This window comes from Arthrobacter echini (assembly GCF_004803505.1).
GTDB lineage: Bacteria > Actinomycetota > Actinomycetes > Actinomycetales > Micrococcaceae > Arthrobacter_D > Arthrobacter_D echini.
The window spans coordinates 104,613-120,710 of sequence record NZ_SSWH01000005.1 but is presented as its reverse complement, the minus strand read 5'-3'; the positions used below and the strand labels follow the sequence as shown (position 1 = coordinate 120,710).

Annotated in this window: 13 protein-coding genes; 10 read left to right on the top strand and 3 right to left on the bottom strand. The window is 69.1% G+C overall.

What is annotated here, in order from left to right; all coding sequences use genetic code 11:
* The first annotated feature begins 134 nt into the window (after nt 1-134).
* Together E8P82_RS07405 and E8P82_RS07400 are read left to right on the top strand one after the other, a co-directional pair.
* Entirely contained in the window at nt 135-2,540 is a 2,406-nt protein-coding gene (locus E8P82_RS07405; RefSeq protein ID WP_136453856.1) for an FdhF/YdeP family oxidoreductase, read from the top strand.
* Entirely contained in the window at nt 2,503-3,816 is a 1,314-nt protein-coding gene (locus tag E8P82_RS07400) for an MFS transporter (protein WP_136453855.1), read from the top strand. Before E8P82_RS07405 ends, E8P82_RS07400 begins: the two co-directional genes overlap by 38 nt.
* A 51-nt stretch (nt 3,817-3,867) precedes the next feature.
* Here E8P82_RS07400 and E8P82_RS07395 read toward each other — a convergent pair whose 3' ends face one another.
* On the bottom strand, nt 3,868-4,182 hold the full coding sequence (locus E8P82_RS07395; RefSeq protein ID WP_136453854.1) for a DUF6457 domain-containing protein: 315 nt from the start codon (nt 4,180-4,182) through the stop codon (nt 3,868-3,870).
* Nucleotides 4,183-4,408: 226 nt separating this feature from the next.
* Between E8P82_RS07395 and E8P82_RS07390 the strand changes: the two genes are divergently transcribed.
* Nucleotides 4,409-5,611, top strand: a complete 1,203-nt coding sequence (locus E8P82_RS07390) for an MFS transporter (protein WP_136453853.1) — start codon at nt 4,409-4,411, stop codon at nt 5,609-5,611.
* Here the strand turns inward: E8P82_RS07390 and E8P82_RS07385 are convergent.
* Nucleotides 5,559-6,620, bottom strand: a complete 1,062-nt coding sequence (locus E8P82_RS07385; RefSeq protein ID WP_136453852.1) for an AraC family transcriptional regulator — start codon at nt 6,618-6,620, stop codon at nt 5,559-5,561. The two genes, E8P82_RS07390 and E8P82_RS07385, sit on opposite strands and share 53 nt — an antisense overlap.
* A gap of 71 nt (nt 6,621-6,691) precedes the next feature.
* Here E8P82_RS07385 and E8P82_RS07380 point away from each other — a divergent pair, with 71 nt between their 5' ends.
* The 4 genes from E8P82_RS07380 (at nt 6,692) to E8P82_RS07360 (ending at nt 12,108) form a co-directional block, all read left to right on the top strand.
* A complete protein-coding gene (locus tag E8P82_RS07380) occupies nt 6,692-8,203 on the top strand; it encodes a flavin-containing monooxygenase (protein ID WP_136453851.1) in 1,512 nt (503 codons plus the stop codon).
* The gene (locus E8P82_RS15155; protein WP_211096822.1) at nt 8,200-9,999 is read left to right on the top strand and encodes an SDR family NAD(P)-dependent oxidoreductase; all 1,800 of its coding nucleotides are present in this window, start codon (nt 8,200-8,202) and stop codon (nt 9,997-9,999) included. Before E8P82_RS07380 ends, E8P82_RS15155 begins: the two co-directional genes overlap by 4 nt.
* 142 nt (nt 10,000-10,141) lie before the next feature.
* Complete coding sequence (locus tag E8P82_RS07365; RefSeq protein ID WP_136453850.1) at nt 10,142-11,026, top strand: ABC transporter ATP-binding protein; 885 nt, start codon at nt 10,142-10,144, stop codon at nt 11,024-11,026.
* Nucleotides 11,023-12,108, top strand: coding sequence for an ABC transporter permease (locus E8P82_RS07360; protein ID WP_136453849.1), 1,086 nt, complete (start codon nt 11,023-11,025; stop codon nt 12,106-12,108). The genes E8P82_RS07365 and E8P82_RS07360 overlap by 4 nt, the downstream gene beginning before the upstream one ends.
* On the opposite strand, the gene E8P82_RS07355 is transcribed toward E8P82_RS07360, so the two are convergent.
* On the bottom strand, nt 12,105-13,130 hold the full coding sequence (locus tag E8P82_RS07355) for an alpha/beta hydrolase (protein WP_136453848.1): 1,026 nt from the start codon (nt 13,128-13,130) through the stop codon (nt 12,105-12,107). The two genes, E8P82_RS07360 and E8P82_RS07355, sit on opposite strands and share 4 nt — an antisense overlap.
* Nucleotides 13,131-13,321: 191 nt before the next feature.
* Here E8P82_RS07355 and E8P82_RS07350 point away from each other — a divergent pair, with 191 nt between their 5' ends.
* From E8P82_RS07350 to E8P82_RS07340, 3 genes are all read left to right on the top strand, one after another.
* On the top strand, nt 13,322-13,861 hold the full coding sequence (locus tag E8P82_RS07350) for a GNAT family N-acetyltransferase (protein WP_136453847.1): 540 nt from the start codon (nt 13,322-13,324) through the stop codon (nt 13,859-13,861).
* Between the two features lie 124 nt (nt 13,862-13,985).
* A complete protein-coding gene (locus E8P82_RS07345; protein WP_136453846.1) occupies nt 13,986-15,023 on the top strand; it encodes an isopenicillin N synthase family dioxygenase in 1,038 nt (345 codons plus the stop codon).
* Between the two features lie 128 nt (nt 15,024-15,151).
* Nucleotides 15,152-16,093 carry a DUF5996 family protein gene (locus E8P82_RS07340; protein ID WP_136453954.1) on the top strand — a complete coding sequence of 314 codons (942 nt, stop codon included), beginning with the start codon at nt 15,152-15,154 and terminating at the stop codon, nt 16,091-16,093.
* Nucleotides 16,094-16,098: the final 5 nt, after the last annotated feature.

The following is a 16,098-nucleotide window of genomic DNA, read 5'->3' as shown; positions in this document are numbered from 1 at the left end:
CACATGATCGGCGTGACCGCCGACACGAATGTGGTTTGCGATACACTCCCTGCTCCTGCTAGGTCTGATACCTACGGCAGGGTGCTTCTTTGCCGAGGAACGCCCTGTACAGGGCACGGAAGAGGTCGCTCGCCATGACGCACAACGAACCCCACGTAGAGGAAGCCGACGAGAAGGATCTCCAGGTGGAGGACCGCCCGAAGGAATGGGCAGCGGGTGTGCCCGGCGTCTACCACTCCATGAAGCCCGCCCTCGAGCACATGGGTGTGGAACGCACCGCCAGGACCGTGCTGAAGATGAACCAGAAGAAGGGCTTCGACTGCCCGAGCTGCGCCTGGCCGGACCCGGGCAAGCGCAAGACCTTCGAGTTCTGCGAGAACGGTGCGAAGGCCGTCACCTGGGAGGCCGCCCCCCTGACCGTTCCCACCGGGTTCTGGGCGGAGAACTCCCTCACGGAGCTCCGCGAACGATCGGAGTTCTGGATGGGCATGCAGGGCCGGCTCACCGAGCCCCTCCACAAGCCCGCAGGCGAGGACCACTACCGGCCGGTGAGCTGGGACGAGGCCTTCGACATCATCAGCACCAAACTGAAGAGCCTCGACTCCCCGGACGAGGCCGCGTTCTACACGAGCGGCCGCACGTCCAACGAGGCCGCATTCCTCTACCAGCTGTTCGTCCGCGGCTACGGCACCAACAATCTGCCCGACTGCTCCAACATGTGCCACGAATCCTCCGGCTGGGCGATGGGCCAGACCATCGGCATCGGTAAGGCCACCGTGACGTTCGACGACTACGCCGAGGCCGACCTGATCATCCTGATGGGACAGAACCCCGGCACCAACCACCCGCGCATGCTCACCGAACTCGAGAACTGCAAGCGCAACGGCGGCCGGATCGTGGCCGTCAATCCCCTCCCCGAGGCGGGCCTCAAGCGCTACAAGAATCCGCAGACGGTGCGCGGTGTCGCCGGCAAGGGCACCGAACTGGCGGACCAGTTCCTGCAGATCCGCCTCGGCGGGGACATGGCGCTGCTGCAGGCCGTGTCCAAGCGCGTCCTCGAGGCGGAGGCGAGGAATCCCGGCACGGTGCTCGACCAGGCGTTCCTCGACGAGTACTGCGAGGGCCTCGACGAGCTGCGCGAGTTCCTGCTCAGGCTCGACGACGCCGCGGTGCTGGAGGCGACCGGACTCCGGGCCGAGGAGATCGACGAGCTCGCGGCGCGCTACATCGCGGCGGACAAGGTGATCATCACCTGGGCCATGGGCATCACGCAGCAGAAGAAGGGCGTCGCCACCATCAAGGAGATCATCAATCTCCTCCTGCTGCGCGGGAACATGGGCAAGCCGGGCGCCGGGGCTTCCCCGATCCGCGGTCACAGCAACGTCCAGGGCGACCGCACCATGGGCATCTGGGAGCAGATGCCGCCGTCCTTCCTCCGGACACTGGGCGAGGAGTTCGACTTCGAGCCGCCCCAGGAGCACGGCACGGACGCCGTGGACACCATCAAGGGCATGACCGAGGGACGCATCAAGGTGTTCATGGGACTCGGCGGAAATCTGGTCTCCGCCATCTCCGACACGATCGTCGCCGAGAGGGCCTTCGAGAACACCGACATGAGCGTGCAGGTCTCCATCAAGCTCAACCGCTCGCACGTGGTGACGGGCGAGGAGGCCCTGATCCTGCCGTGCAAGGGCAGGACGGAGATCGACCGCCAGGCCACCGGTGAGCAGTTCGTCTCGGTGGAGGACACCGTCTGCGCCGTGCATCCCTCCTGGGGCAGCGTGGAGCCCGTCTCCGAGAACCTGCTGTCCGAACCGGCGATCATCAGCAGGCTCGCCCGCGCGACGATCGGCGATCGCATCCGCGCCGACTGGCAGGGCTTCGAGGAGGACTACGACCTCATCCGTCGCCACATCTCGCAGGTGGTCGAGGGCTGCGAGGACTACAACCGGAAGATCCGCCAGGACGGCGGCTTCGTGCTCCCGAACGGACCGCGGGACTCGCGCACGTTCAACACGCCCACGGGCAGGGCCGTGCTCACGGTCAACGATCTCGAGTACGTCGAACGCCCGGCAGGCACGCTGATCCTGCAGTCACTGCGCTCGCACGATCAGTTCAACACCACCATCTACGGGCACAACGACCGCTACCGGGGCATCAAGAAGGGCCGGCACGTGGTGTTCATCAATCCCGAGGACATCACCGAGCTGGGGCTGGAGGACGGCCAGAACATCGACATCCACGGCGTGTACGACGACGGCGTGCAGCGGGTGCTCCGCGCCTACCGCGTGGTCTCGTACCCCACCGCCCGGGGCTGCGCGGCCGCCTACTACCCGGAGGCCAATGTGCTGGTACCCCTCGACGAGGTGGCCCAGGGCAGCAACACCCCCCTGTCGAAGCAGGTGATCGTGCGCTTCGAGCCCAGTTCGCACCGTGCGCCCTCCGAGCACGACGCCGCAGCGACCTCCGGGGTTCCCGATCACGGATCCCACATTCCGGCCGATGCCGGCGCACCTGCACGGGAGACCGCGAACGTCTGAGGACCAGCAGGACCAGCGATGCGTCATCCGCGTGCTCGTCGTCGCCCAGGTTCTCGGCGGGATCGGTGCCGGAGCCACACTGTCCCTCGGAGCGCTCCTCGCGGCCCAGCTCTCCGGCTCGAGCGCCTGGTCGGGCATGGCCGCGACCATGGCCACGCTCGGCGCTGCAGCTGCTGCGGTCCCCCTCGCGACACTCGCCCAGCACAGGGGACGCAGTGTGTCCCTGTCCGCAGGTGCCCTGGTTGCGGCCTCTGGTGCGCTGCTCGCGATCACGGCAGCATCCCTGTCCCTGTTCCCGCTGCTGCTCGCCGCGCTCATCCTCCTGGGCGTCGGCTCGGCCACGGGACTGCAGGCCCGTTTCGCGGCGACGGATCTCGCGACGGATGCGACCCGGGGTCGCAGCCTCGCCGTCGTCGTCTGGTCCACCACGATCGGTGCGGTCCTCGGCCCGAATCTCTTCGAACCCGGGGAGGCCGTGGCGGGACTCCTCGGCATCCCCGCGCTCAGCGGCGGCTTCGTCTTCTCCGCGGCGGCGCAGGTGGGAGCCGCCCTGCTGTACCGGCTGGGGCTGCGGCCCGATCCCCTGCTGACCGCGCTCCGGCTCCAGGCCGGCGAGCGCGCCGGAGGCGGCCCGGCAGGTGACACCGCAAGCAGACTGCCGGAGAGCGCCGCGCCCGGGAGGCGTAGGGGAATCGCCGTCCTCGCAGGGAATGCCGCGGCGCGCTACGCCGTGGTGAGCATCGCCGTCGCCCACGCGGCGATGGTCTCGCTCATGGCGATGACCCCGGTCCACCTGCACGATCACGGCGCAGGGCTCTCGGTGGTCGGTCTCACCATCAGCCTGCACGTGGCCGGGATGTACGCGCTGTCGCCGGTCTTCGGGTGGATCGCCGATCGCGCCGGGACGACCCGCGGGATCCTCTGCGGCCAACTGGTCATGCTCGCCGCGCTCCTCATGGCCTGGCGCGGCGCCGACTCCGAGGTCCGGGTGACGGTGAGCCTGGTGCTGCTGGGACTCGGCTGGTCGGCCTGCATCGTCTCGGCGTCGGCCCTGCTCGCCGGTGCGGTCGCTGTCACCGAACGCGCCCCGGCCCAGGGATCGTCCGACCTGCTCATGAATCTTGCGGGTGCTGCCGGTGGCGCGCTCGCGGGGCCCGCCCTCGTACTGCTCGGCTATGCGGGCCTCGGACTCGTCGCGGCCGTCCCGGTCGCCGTCGTCCTGGTGTGGACGCTCAGGCGCCTGGGCTCAGCCCGACGGCCCACCGTCAGCGCGTAGGAAACGCTTCTCGCCCTCCAGCACCCGGCCTGCCACCGGGTCGGGCCCCGACTACTGCGCCGTCCCGGTCCAGCCTTCCCTCTCCTGGGTCTGCGCATCCTTCTCGACCACGGTCAGGACGGTCGAGGCAGCCTTCTCGACGGCGGCGCTCGCCTCGTCCCTGCCGTTCGTCGTCACCGTGCCCGCGGCGTAACCGATCATGAATGCACTGAGCACCCCGGCATCCGCGGACATCTGCTGCGAGCAGCGCCGGGCCACGTCCAGGATCCGCTCGTGGTCGAACTCGAGGTCGAGGATCTGCAGCGCCTGGGTCAGGGTCTGCTCCCACTCCGCAAGTGTGCGTTCTTTGTCGTCGTACGTCGTCATGGGGTTCCTCGTGTCGAAGGTCTGGTGGGGATGCCGCAGCTTCGCAGGCACCACTGCCCTCGACATTACGCTTGACGGGCCCGCCCGGCAGGGTCCCGGCGGTCCCGGCCCGCACGAGCATCCGATCCGGGTAGGGTGACGGCAGGTCGGCGCACCGGATCGGCGGGCGGGATCGATCAGACGGGTGCTGCGAGCGCCTTCCGCACGAGGACGGGGAGTATCGGGGATGAGCGCTGAGATCCGAAGGATGCCGGTGGACTCCGCGCGGCTCGGTGCGGCCTTCATCGGCGTACTGCTCATCGCGGTGAATCTGCGCGTCTCGTTCATCAGTGTGGGGCCCGTGCTGGAGAACATCAGTGCCGATCTGGGTCTTTCCAGCCCTGCGGCCGGTCTCCTGACGGGGCTCCCGCTCATCGCCTTCGCGGCGTTCTCACCTGTTGCGCCCGGCTTCGCGGCCCGGCTCGGCCTGGATCGGGCGCTGTGGCTGTCCCTGCTGATCCTCGCCGCGGGAATCGTGCTGCGCTCCCTGCCCGTCCCCGGTCTGATCTGGGCCGGCACCGCCCTGATCGGAGTGGCGATCGCCTTCCTGAACGTGCTGCTGCCCTCGCTGGTGAAACGCGACTTCCCACTGCGGGTCAGTCAGGTCACCGGGATCTACACCGCGGCGCAGGCCACGATGGCGGCGATCGGTGCGGCCGTCGTCGTTCCGGTGGCTCAGACCTCACCCGCGGGCTGGCGACTGGCGCTGGGAATCTGGGTGGGGGTGGCGCTGATCGCGATGGCGGTGCTCCTGCCGTGGATGTACCGGGGAGACCAGGGCGCAGTCCGCTCAGCCGCGCCTGAGCTCGCCTACCGGTCGCCGTGGGCCTCGGCCCTCGGCTGGCAGGTGACGGTCTTCATGGGTCTGCAGTCCATCGGCTACTACGTGCTGATGGCCTGGCTGCCCACGATCGAGCGGAGCCGCGGAGTGCCGGCGTCGACGGCGGGCTTCCACCTCTCGGTCTTCCTGCTCATCAGTGTGTTCGCGAGCCTCGCTGCAGGGTGGGTCCTGCACCGCGGCAGGGATCAGCGGCTGGTCGCCGCCACGACGTCGGCGCTCATGGTCGCGACGTTCCTGGGCCTGGCGTTCGCCCCGGGCCTCACGCTGCTGTGGGTGGTCCTGGGCTCGATCGGCTGTGGTTCCCTCATCGTCGTCGCGCTGTCGCTGTTCAGCCTCCGGAGCGTGAACTTCAGCCAGGCGGCGTCGCTGTCCGGGATGGCGCAGTCCGTCGGCTACGGTCTCGCGGCCGTGGGTCCGGTCCTCTTCGGCGCCCTGCGCGATCTGAGCGGGGACTGGACGCTCCCCCTCGTGGTCACGGCGGGCATCATGGTGGTGCTCACGTTCCTGGCAGTGCTCGCCGGGCGGGACCGCGTGATCGGGCTCCGCTGACGCGGGGCGCACCACCGGCGCGCACGGCGCTCGGCGTCGTGCCGTACCACCGGCGCACGCACCGCGTGAGGGCGGACTGCTCGGACAGGCCCACGAGACCGGAGATCTGCGCCAGCGGCAGCTCGGTCCGGGTGAGGAGCCGGTGCGCGGCGTCGCGGCGGGCGTCGTCGAGCAGCACCTCGAACGAGGTCCCCTCGGCAGCGAGCCGCCGCTGGAGGGTTCGCGGGTGTATCCCGAGGAGCCGGGCCGCGGCAGCGATGCGCGGCGGGGACGTTCCGAGCAGCCGGTCGATCGAGGTGCGGACCTTCGGCGCCACCACGCGCCCGGGCTCGGCGAAGTGACTGTGCAGGTAGTCCAGGGCGATCTCGTGGAGCGTGTCGTCCACGGACTGCAGGGGCCGGTCGAGCAGACTCCGCGGCACGCGCAGCAGGGAGGCGTCCTGGCCGAAGCGGACCTCGACGCCGAAGAACCCGGTGTAGCGCCTCGCCGGAGCCTTCGGCAGGTGGGACAGATGCACGGAGTGGAGTGCGTAGGATCCGCCGACGAGGACGCGGATCATGCGGTGGACGAAGGCCAGGATGGCGTCGCTCGCCTGCCGCGGAGGAGTTCCCTCGGTGGAGCCGTAGCACAGCCCCACCTCGCCGGCCCGACCCTCGGGGTCCTCCACGATGCTGAAGCGCAGCGCCGGGCTGTGCAGGAAGAGGAACTGCGAGGCGCACTCCAGGGCGGCCCCCACCGTCGGGGAGTTCTGCACCGCCACGGCCAGCGGACCGAGGATGCCGATGTCCTGGTACTCGGAGATGCGCAGGCCCAGATCCGGGCAGGGCAGCGTGCGTGCCGCGCCCTCGAGGAGCTTCGCCATGGCCACGTCGGAGACGAGGACGTCGTCGTCGTCGAGGGCCTTGAGCGGAACGTGGTGGAGTGCTGCGAGCGCCTCGGCGTCACCGCCGAACTGTTCGACGACACCACGGAAGCCGCGCATCCCGGCGGAGCGGATCACGGAAGCCATGTCATCCAAGGGTAAATAGCTGTCGCACGAAGTCAAGTATGGTGCTGGTCCGCACCGGGATACTGGAATCCATGGACACTCTCACCGAACATCTCGACGTCGTGATCGTGGGCGCCGGACTCTCCGGCATCGGCGCGGCCTACCGCGTCGCGACCATGCTCCCGGGCAGGAGCTTCGCGGTGCTCGAGGCCCGCGACACCGTGGGCGGCACCTGGGATCTCTTCCGCTATCCGGGCGTGCGCTCGGACAGCGACATGTTCACGCTCGGCTACCCGTTCCGCCCGTGGACCGAGGCGAAGGCGATCGCCGACGGCTCCTCGATCCTCTCCTACGTCCGCGCCACCGCGGAGGACGAGCGGATCAGGGAGAAGATCCGCTTCCGCACCAGGCTGGTCGGCGCCGCCTGGTCCTCGGAGGACGCGCGGTGGACCCTCGAGCTCGAGGTGAGCGACGACGACGGCGCCACAGAGCGCCGCACCATGAGCTGCGGCTTCCTCTACATCTGCAGCGGCTACTACAACTACGACCACGGCCACGAGCCCGCCTTCGAGGGTATCGAGTCCTTCGAGGGTCGGATCGTCCGCCCGCAGTTCTGGCCCGAGGACCTGGACTACCGGGACAAGCGCGTGGTCGTGATCGGCAGCGGAGCCACCGCGGTCACCCTCCTGCCCGCGATGGCCAAGGACGCCGCGCACGTCACCATGCTCCAGCGCTCCCCCACCTACGTCACGGCCGTGCCGAGCCGCGACACGTTCTCCGACGCGGCACGGCGCTACCTGCCGGCCCGCCTCGCACACCATGTGGCACGGGCCAAGAACGTCGTGACCAAACAGGCCTTCTACCAGCTGTGCCGCAGCAGGCCGGAGCTGGCGAAGAAGATCATCCGCACCCAGACGGAGCGGATCGTCGGGGACGAGCAGCTCGTGGCCGAGCACTTCACCCCCGCGTACAACCCGTGGGACCAGCGGCTCTGCGTCGCGCCGAGCGCCGATCTGTTCAAGGCCCTGAAGGCCGGGACGGCGTCCGTGGTCACGGACACCATCGAGACCTTCACGCCGCAGGGCATCCGCCTGGCCTCGGGGCAGGAACTGGCGGCCGACGTCGTCGTCACGGCCACGGGACTGTCCATGCTGCCCCTGGGAGGTGCCACCTTCAGCGTGGACGGGGCGCCCGTGGACCTCGGCGACTCCTGGGTGTACCGGGGGCTCATGGTCAGCGGCGTGCCCAATCTGGCGCTCTGCGTGGGGTACACCAACGCGTCCTGGACCCTGCGGGCGGATCTCAGCTCACGCTACGTCTGCCGCCTCATCCGCTACCTGGACCGCCACGGGTACCGGTACGGCGCGCCGTCGACGGACGGCGACATGAGGCCGCGGCCCCTCCTGGACCTGACCTCGGGGTACGTGCAGCGCGCCATCTCCGCCTTCCCCAAGCAGGGCGACAGGCAGCCCTGGACCATGCGCCAGAACTATCTGCTCGATGCCCCCACGGCGCTGTACGGCAGTGTCGCCAAGAACATGGTCTTCGACCGTCCGGCCCCCAGGAGCCGGCCCGTACCCGAACTCCAGGAGATCCACGCATGAGGCCTGCACCCTTCCGCTTCGCCGGCGCGACCGCCGTCGTCACCGGCGCCGCGGGAGGTATGGGCGAACACCTCGCCCGCGGGCTGGCCGAGCGCGGCAGCACCCTGCTGCTCGTCGACCGCGACGCCGCGAAGCTGGGCGCCGTCGCCGCCTCGATCCGCTCCAGCTACCCGGACGCCGCCGTCACCACGTTCGTCGTCGATCTGGTCCGGCGGGACGCCGTCGACGAGGTGGCCTCCGAAATCCTCGCCGCGACGGACACCGTGGATCTGCTGATCAACAACGCCGGAGTGGCGCTGGCAGGGACCTTCGACCAGATCACCATGGAGGACTTCGACCAGGTGATGGCCGTGAACTTCCACGCACCCGTGCGGCTCACCCACCACCTGCTGCCCCTCATGCGAGCCGGGGCGCACATCGTGAACGTGTCGAGCCTGTTCGGACTGGTGGCGCCGGCCGGGCAGAGCGCCTACTCCTCGTCGAAGTTCGCATTGCGCGGGTTCACCGAGGCGCTGCGCAACGAACTGCTGCCGCGCGGCATCGGCACCACCACGGTGCACCCCGGCGGGATCCGCACGAACATCGCCCGCAACGCCCGCCTCGGCGGCAACCTCGACGAGGCTGCCTCGAGAAAGGCCAGGGGCGGCTTCGACAGGCTCCTCACGTTCCCCGCCGACCGGGCGGCAGACCTCATGCTGGAGGCGGTGAAGAACCGCAGCCCACGCCTGCTGATCGGCTGGAGCGCCACGCTGCCCGACGTCGTCGCCCGCGTGGCCCCGCTGTCCTTCGGAACCCTCCAGCGCCACCTCGCGAGTCTCTCGCGGCTGCCGGCACTGCTGCCCGCGACCCTGCGCCGGGGTGCCGGGACGGGTCGCGGTGGCGCGTCGGTCGAGCCGAAACCCGACGGCGTGCTCGAGGGTGGCTTGCTCCGGGTCGACGGCGTGAGGATCCGCTACCGGGACGAAGGTGCTGCGGAGAAGACACCGGTGCTCCTGCTCCACGGGATCGGGCGCAGCCTCGAGGACTGGGAGGGTCTCTATGCCCGCCTCGCACCCGATCACCGGGTGATCAGTATCGACCTGCCGGGCTTCGGGCTCTCCGAGCGCACCGCGGGCAGATACTCGATGGAGACGATCGCCCGTTTCGTGCTCGCCGCGCTCGACACCCTCGGGGAACGGCGCCCGCTGCACGTGGTGGGCAACTCGCTCGGCGGGGCGGTCGCAATGAAGCTCAGCGTGCTCGCACCCGAGCGCGTCCGGAGTCTGGTGCTCGCGAACAGCGCCGGTTTCGGCAAGGAGGTCACCCTGGCCCTCCGCCTGCTCGCCGTCCGCCCCGTGGGCAGAGTGCTCATGCGGGACAAGTCCCGGAAGGCCGCCTATCGCACCGAGCGGGCCGTCTTCTACGACAGGGCGTTCGTCACCGAGGAACGCCTCGACCACGCGCAGGAGGTGGGCCGGAACCCCGTGCACGACGACGTCATGCTCGCCGTCGCCGGGCACCTCGGCACCGTCGGCGGGGTGCGCCGTCGCTGGCGGACCGAGCTCCTGCGCAGCGTCGCGGCCCAGCGCAAACCCACCCTCGTGGTCTGGGGCGACGAGGACCGCGTACTCCCGGCGTCGCACCTGGAGCACGCCCGGACGGCGTTCCCGCACGCCGAGTTCCACCTGTTCGAGAAGTGCGGGCACATGCCGCAGATCGAGCGCGAGGAGGAGTTCGATGCCCTCGTGCGCCGGTTCGTCGCCGACGCCGACACCGATCATGACGCTCCGACCCACCAGGGGTTCCGGAACGTCTAGGGCGTGTCTGCGTGTCATCGGGCGGCCGACGCACCATGCTGGGGAGGTTGCGTCCGCCGGTTCGCGGTGTGCGGATGTCGCTGTGACACTGTCATGGTGCCGATAGGGCGCACGACACGAGAAGGACACAGAAGGTGGGGGCATGCTGCAACTGACCGGGATCACCAAGAGCTACGGCGGACACCGCGTGCTCGACGAGGTGGCCTTCGCCATCCCCGAGGGCCGTCTGACGGGCTTCGTGGGCGGCAACGGCGCCGGCAAGACGACGACGATGCGCATCATGCTCGGTGTGCTCTCGCGCGACTCGGGTGAGGTGACCCTGGACGGTGTCCCCATCACGGACGGCGACCGGCGCAGTTTCGGCTACATGCCCGAGGAGCGCGGTCTCTACCCGAAGATGCAGGTGCTCGAGCAGATCGTGTATCTCGCCCGCCTGCACGGTTTCTCCAGGGCGGATGCCACCACCCGCGCCACGGCCCTGCTCGAGGAGCTCGGACTCGGTGAACGCCTCAGGGACAACGTCGAGACCCTCTCCCTCGGCAACCAGCAGCGCGCGCAGATCGCCGCGGCACTCGTCCACGATCCGAGGGTCCTCATCCTCGACGAACCGTTCTCGGGTCTCGATCCGCTCGCGGTCGACGTCGTCGCGGGCGTGCTCAAGACCCGGGCGGCCCGGGGCGTGGCCGTGCTCTTCTCCTCGCACCAGCTCGACGTCGTCGAACGGCTCTGCGACGACCTCGTGATCATCGCCGGTGGCACCATCCGCGCTGCGGGCAGTCGGGACGGACTGCGGGCCGGGTTCTCGCAGCGCCGTCTCGAGCTCGTCCTCGGCGGCGACGCCGGCTGGCTGCGGACCGAGCCGGGCGTCGAGGTCGTCGAGCTCGACGGCGGGTACGCGATCTTCGACGCCGACAGCGACGAGACCGTGCAGCGCGTGCTGCGACGCGCGATGAGCACCGGCGACGTCACGAGTTTCACGCCCCGGCACCCGTCACTCGCCCAGATCTTCAAGGAAGTCATCCAGTGAACACCCAGTCCTTCATCCAGAGCGTCTGGCTCGTCACCGGGCGCGAAATCGGCTCGAAGCTGCGCAGCAAGGCGTTCCTCATCTCGACCGGCATCCTCTTCGCGCTCGCCCTGATCGGCGTCATCTGGGCCGGCGTCGCCGCTGACTCCGACTCGCGCACGCCCGTCGCCGTGACGCCGGAGACCGCCGCGGTGGTCGCCCAGCTCGACGACGTCGTCGAGACGACCGAGGTGGCGAGCGTCGCCGAGGCACGCGACCTCGTCTCCTCGGGTGAGGTCGACGCGGCCCTCGTCCCCGGCGGCGCCGACCCGTTCGGGTACACGCTCATTTCCGAGGACAGCGTCCCGACCACGCTCGTGTCGCTGCTGAGCGTCTCCCCGGAGGCCGAGCTGCTGACGACGGACACCGTCGGCGAGCAGCTCCGCTACTTCATCGCGATCGCCTTCGGCGCGGTCTTCTTCATCGCGGCGCTGACCTTCGGGTCCACGATCGCCTCCAGTGTCGTCGAGGAGAAGCAGACCCGGGTCGTGGAACTGCTCATCTCGGCCATCTCGACGCGCGCACTGCTGGCCGGGAAGGTACTCGGCAACACGATCCTCGCGATGGGCCAGATCCTCGGGATCGCCGCGATCGCGATGATCGGCCTCGCGGTCACGGACCAGGGCGAGCTGCTCGGCGGTATCGGCGCGCCGATCGGGTGGTTCGCCGTCTTCTTCCTGTTCGGGTTCATCCTGCTCGCGGCCCTGTACGCTGCGGCCGGGGCGACGGTGTCGCGGCAGGAGGACATCGGATCCACCACGATGCCGCTGACCATCCTCGTCATGGCGCCGTACTTCCTGGTGATCTTCTTCAACGACAACCCCGCGGTGATGACCCTCATGTCGTACATACCGTTCTCGGCGCCGGTGGGCATGCCCGTGCGCATCTTCGTCGAGGAGGCGCAGTGGTGGGAGCCGTTCCTCTCACTGGTGATCCTGCTCGCGTCCTGCGTCGTCGCGATCTTCGTCAGCGCGAAGATCTACCAGAACTCGATTCTGCGGATGGGCGCCCGGGTGAAACTGGCCGAGGCACTGAAGAGCTAGCGCAGGTCCTTCCGGTCCCGATCGGTGCCCGCCTGTGAGCGTACCTGCGGCTCCGCGGGGACGTACGCCTCCTGCCAGCGCGCCAGCTCGGCGAAGAACGCCGACCGCGCCGGTTCGGGCGAGAGCGTCAGATCGTGGATGCCGCCGGTGATGCGTACCAGGGTGACCAGTCGGCCCAGTTTCGGCGTGCGGCGGGCGATCTGCGCGACGTCGAGCACCACGTCGGTCGAGGAGATGCGGCCGGGTTCCTCGCTGGGGTCCGAACTCGCGTCGGAGCTCGCCACGAGGACGGGACAGCCGATGGCGAGCCCACGGTTGAGCCGGGCGTGGCCGGCACGGACGGCGCGCAGCCAGCCGGCGACGACGGGGAATCCCTCGTGGGGCTTCCACGCGAGATCGTAGTCCCACTCGCCGCCTGTGTCCCGGTGCAGGAAGCGTCCGTACGCCGAACCCAGCGAGCCGACCACCAGGTTCGGCTTCAGCGTGCCGAGCCTGTGCACCGCGAGCGTGCCGATCGTGCGCTGGAACAGACCCGCGTTGAGATCGAACCACGGGCTGTTGAGCACCAGGGCGTCCACGACCCCGCGCCCGCGCCGGTCGTGCGCCCAGAGGGCTGTGATCAGACCCCCGGTGGAATGGCCCATCACCACGAGCACGTCGTGGCCCTCCTCGTCGCGGATGATCCGCGCGGCGGCGTCGAGTTCCTCGTCGTACGCCCCGAGCGACGCGATGTAGTTGGGCCGCTGGTGCTCATGCAGCGAGCGCCCGTACTTCCGCAGGTCCAGGGCGTAGAAGTCGAAGCCCGCCTCGAGCCAGGCAGCGGCGAGATGCTCCTGGAAGAAGTAGTCGACGAAGCCGTGGACATACAGGACCGCCCTGCCCGAACCGTTCGGCAGGGTGCGGCGGACCAGCGTCGCGTCGGCCTCCCCGTCCTCGTCCGGGCGCAGCGGTATGGTCCGGGCCTCGAAGTCCCCGCCCAGGACGTCCGGCCGGTACGTGGTCTGCTGCTGTGTGGTCGTCATCGATGATGGTCCCTTCGACCTGTCTCTGTGTTCGCTCGTGTCCGTGGCCGGCTATGCGCACCGCTGCGCTGCCCCCGCCCGAATCTCGTCAGGCGCGGCGTCGTCCGGGACTCCAGTCTCGCACCGGTTCCACCGGTGTCGCACCCGGACACCGCAGCGCGATGCCGGTCCACTGGTCCTAGATTGGAGACATGGCTATCGAGATCACGACGGCGACACCGGACGACGTCGAGGGCCTCGCCGAGTGCGCCGCGATCACCTTTCCCCTGGCGTGCCCGCCGGGTTCCCGTCCCGAGGACATCGAGCGCCACATCGCAACGCAGCTCTCGGCCGGACGTTTCGCCACCCTGCTCGGGCTGCCCAGTCATACGATCCTCTGCCTCCGGGAGAGTGGGAGGATCCTGGGCTGGAGCATGACGGTCCTGGACCAGCCGACGGACACGGACGTTCTCGACGCACTGTCCCTCTCCCCCGTGGTGGAGCTGAGCAAGTTCTACGTCCACCCCGAGCAGCACGGCCGGGGTGCGGCGGCCGCACTGATGTCCGCGACCCTGGAACGCGCCGCGCGCTCGGGCCCGCCCGGCGTCTGGTTGGGCGTGAACCAGGAGAATCACCGTGCCATCCGCTTCTACGAGAAGAGCGGCTTCCGGATCGTCGGCACCAAGCGATTCCGGCTGGGAGACCGGGACGAGGACGACTTCATCCTCGAACAATCGTTGGGCGTGATCTGAGCGGCCTCCGGTCGGCGGGCTGCTACTAAGTCCAATCCCGACCGGAAGACCGGACAGGTCCACGGCGCAACACAACGTAATGTGAAGAAGTCGCCTCCCCGGGATCGGGCGTAGCGTCCTGCGCATGCAGAACACCCCGGGATCGATCCCCACCCTTGACCTCAGTACCGCGCGTTCCGCAGACGGCTCCTTCACCCCGGAGTTCATCGAGGACCTGCGCACCGCCGCACACACCGTCGGCTTCTTCCATGTGGTCGGCTACGGCGCCGGGCCCACCCAGGTCGACGACCTCTTCGACGTCACACGCCGGTTCTTCGACCTGCCGCTCGAGGAACGTCTCACGATCCACAACCGGATCTCCCCCCACTTCCGCGGCTACGCGGGCCTGGGTACCGAGATCACGCGAGGCCGGCCGGATGCCCGCGAACAGATCGACTTCTCCCCCGAGCGCGCACCGGTGACCGACTACCCGGCGGACGAGCCGTACTGGCTCCTGCAGGGTCCCAATCTGTGGCCGCGCGAGGCCCTGCCGGAGCTCGAGGACAAGGCGATGGCCTGGGCGGACCTCATGTCCCGGGTGGGCGCCGAGCTATTGTCCGCGATCGCCGTCGCCCTGTACCTGCCGGAGGACTATTTCGCCGAACCGTTCGCCGGGACACCGGCCTGGATGGCGAAGCTCGTCCACTACGTGGGCGGAGTGGTCGACGAGGCAGGGTCCCAGGGTGTGGGAGCCCATGCAGACTACGGCTTCGTGACGCTGCTGCTGCAGGACGAGGTGGGCGGACTGGAGGTGCTCCCGCACGGAGCGGACGACTGGGTGCCGGTCACCCCGATCCCCGGAGCGCTCGTCGTGAACCTGGGCGAGATGCTCGAGGTGGCCACCGAGGGCTACCTCGCGGCCACCATCCACCGCGTCACGGCTCCCGCCCCCGGCGTGGACCGCTACGCCATCCCGTTCTTCTTCTCGCCCCGACTGGACGCCGTCATCGACCCGGTACCCCTGACCGAGGAGCTGAAGGCCGCGGCCCGCGGGATCTCCGACGACCCCGAGAACCCGATGCTCTCCTCCTACGGCTCCAACGTCCTCAAGGGTCGCGTCCGCGCGCACCCGGACGTCACGGAACTCCACCACCCGGAGCTCCTCCAGCGCCAGGAACACTGACCCGGTTCATCGCGGCGTGTGCGTCTGAGCCCTTCCGACGTTGTTTGACTTATGTTCCTCGTGCCCGTTGGCTTGGTGCTATCGCACACTGTGCGTGCCCGGTACAAGTGGGATGGAGTGACATGGTGATGGAACAGCAGCAAAAAGCGCAGGCATGGCCCGAGTTGCGGGTCGAGGACTGGACCGAGACACGCGACACGCTGCACCTGTGGACCCAGATCGTCGGGAAGATCCGGATGGCACATGCTCCGATGCTCAATCATTGGTGGCAGGTGGCCCTGTATGTGACGCCGAGGGGGCTCACGACGTCGGCGATCCCCTACGGGAACCGTACTTTCGACATCGAGTTCGACTTCCTGGACCACGAGCTGCACGTCAGGGACAACGACGGCGCGCAGCGCACCATCGCCCTGGCGCCGATGACCGTGGCCGACTTCCACGCGCGGCTGTTCCGCGCCCTGGACGAACTGGAACTCGACACGAGGATCCAGCCCACCCCGAACGAGGTCGAGATCGCCATTCCCTTCGCCGAGGACACCGAACACGCGTCCTACGACCCGGCCGCGGTCCAGGCGTTCTGGCAGCAGCTGGTGCAGGCGGATCGGTTGATGAAGAAGTTCCGGGCGTCCTTCACGGGCAAGGTGAGCCCGGTGCACCTTTTCTGGGGCAGCTTCGACATGGCATGCACGAGGTTCTCCGGCAGGACGGCTCCGACCCATCCGGGAGGCGCCCCGAACTGTGCTGACTGGGTGATGGAGGAGGGTTACTCCCATGAGCTGAGCAGTTGCGGCTTCTGGCCCGGTGGCGGCGAGGAAGGGGCGTTCTATTCGTACGCCTATCCCGAACCCGAGGGTTTTGCGGACTACCCGGTCGGCCCGTCGAGCGCCTTCTTCAGCGAGGAGTTCCAGCAGTTCCTGCTGCCGTACGAGGCGGTTCGGACGTCGTCGGACCCGGATCGGATGGTCCTGGAGTTCCTGCAGACCACGTACGAAGCCGCCGCCGAACGTGGGCACTGGGACCGCGCCGAGCTCGAGGCGGAGCCTGACCGGTGGAGTCACCGCCGCCGCTGACGGAG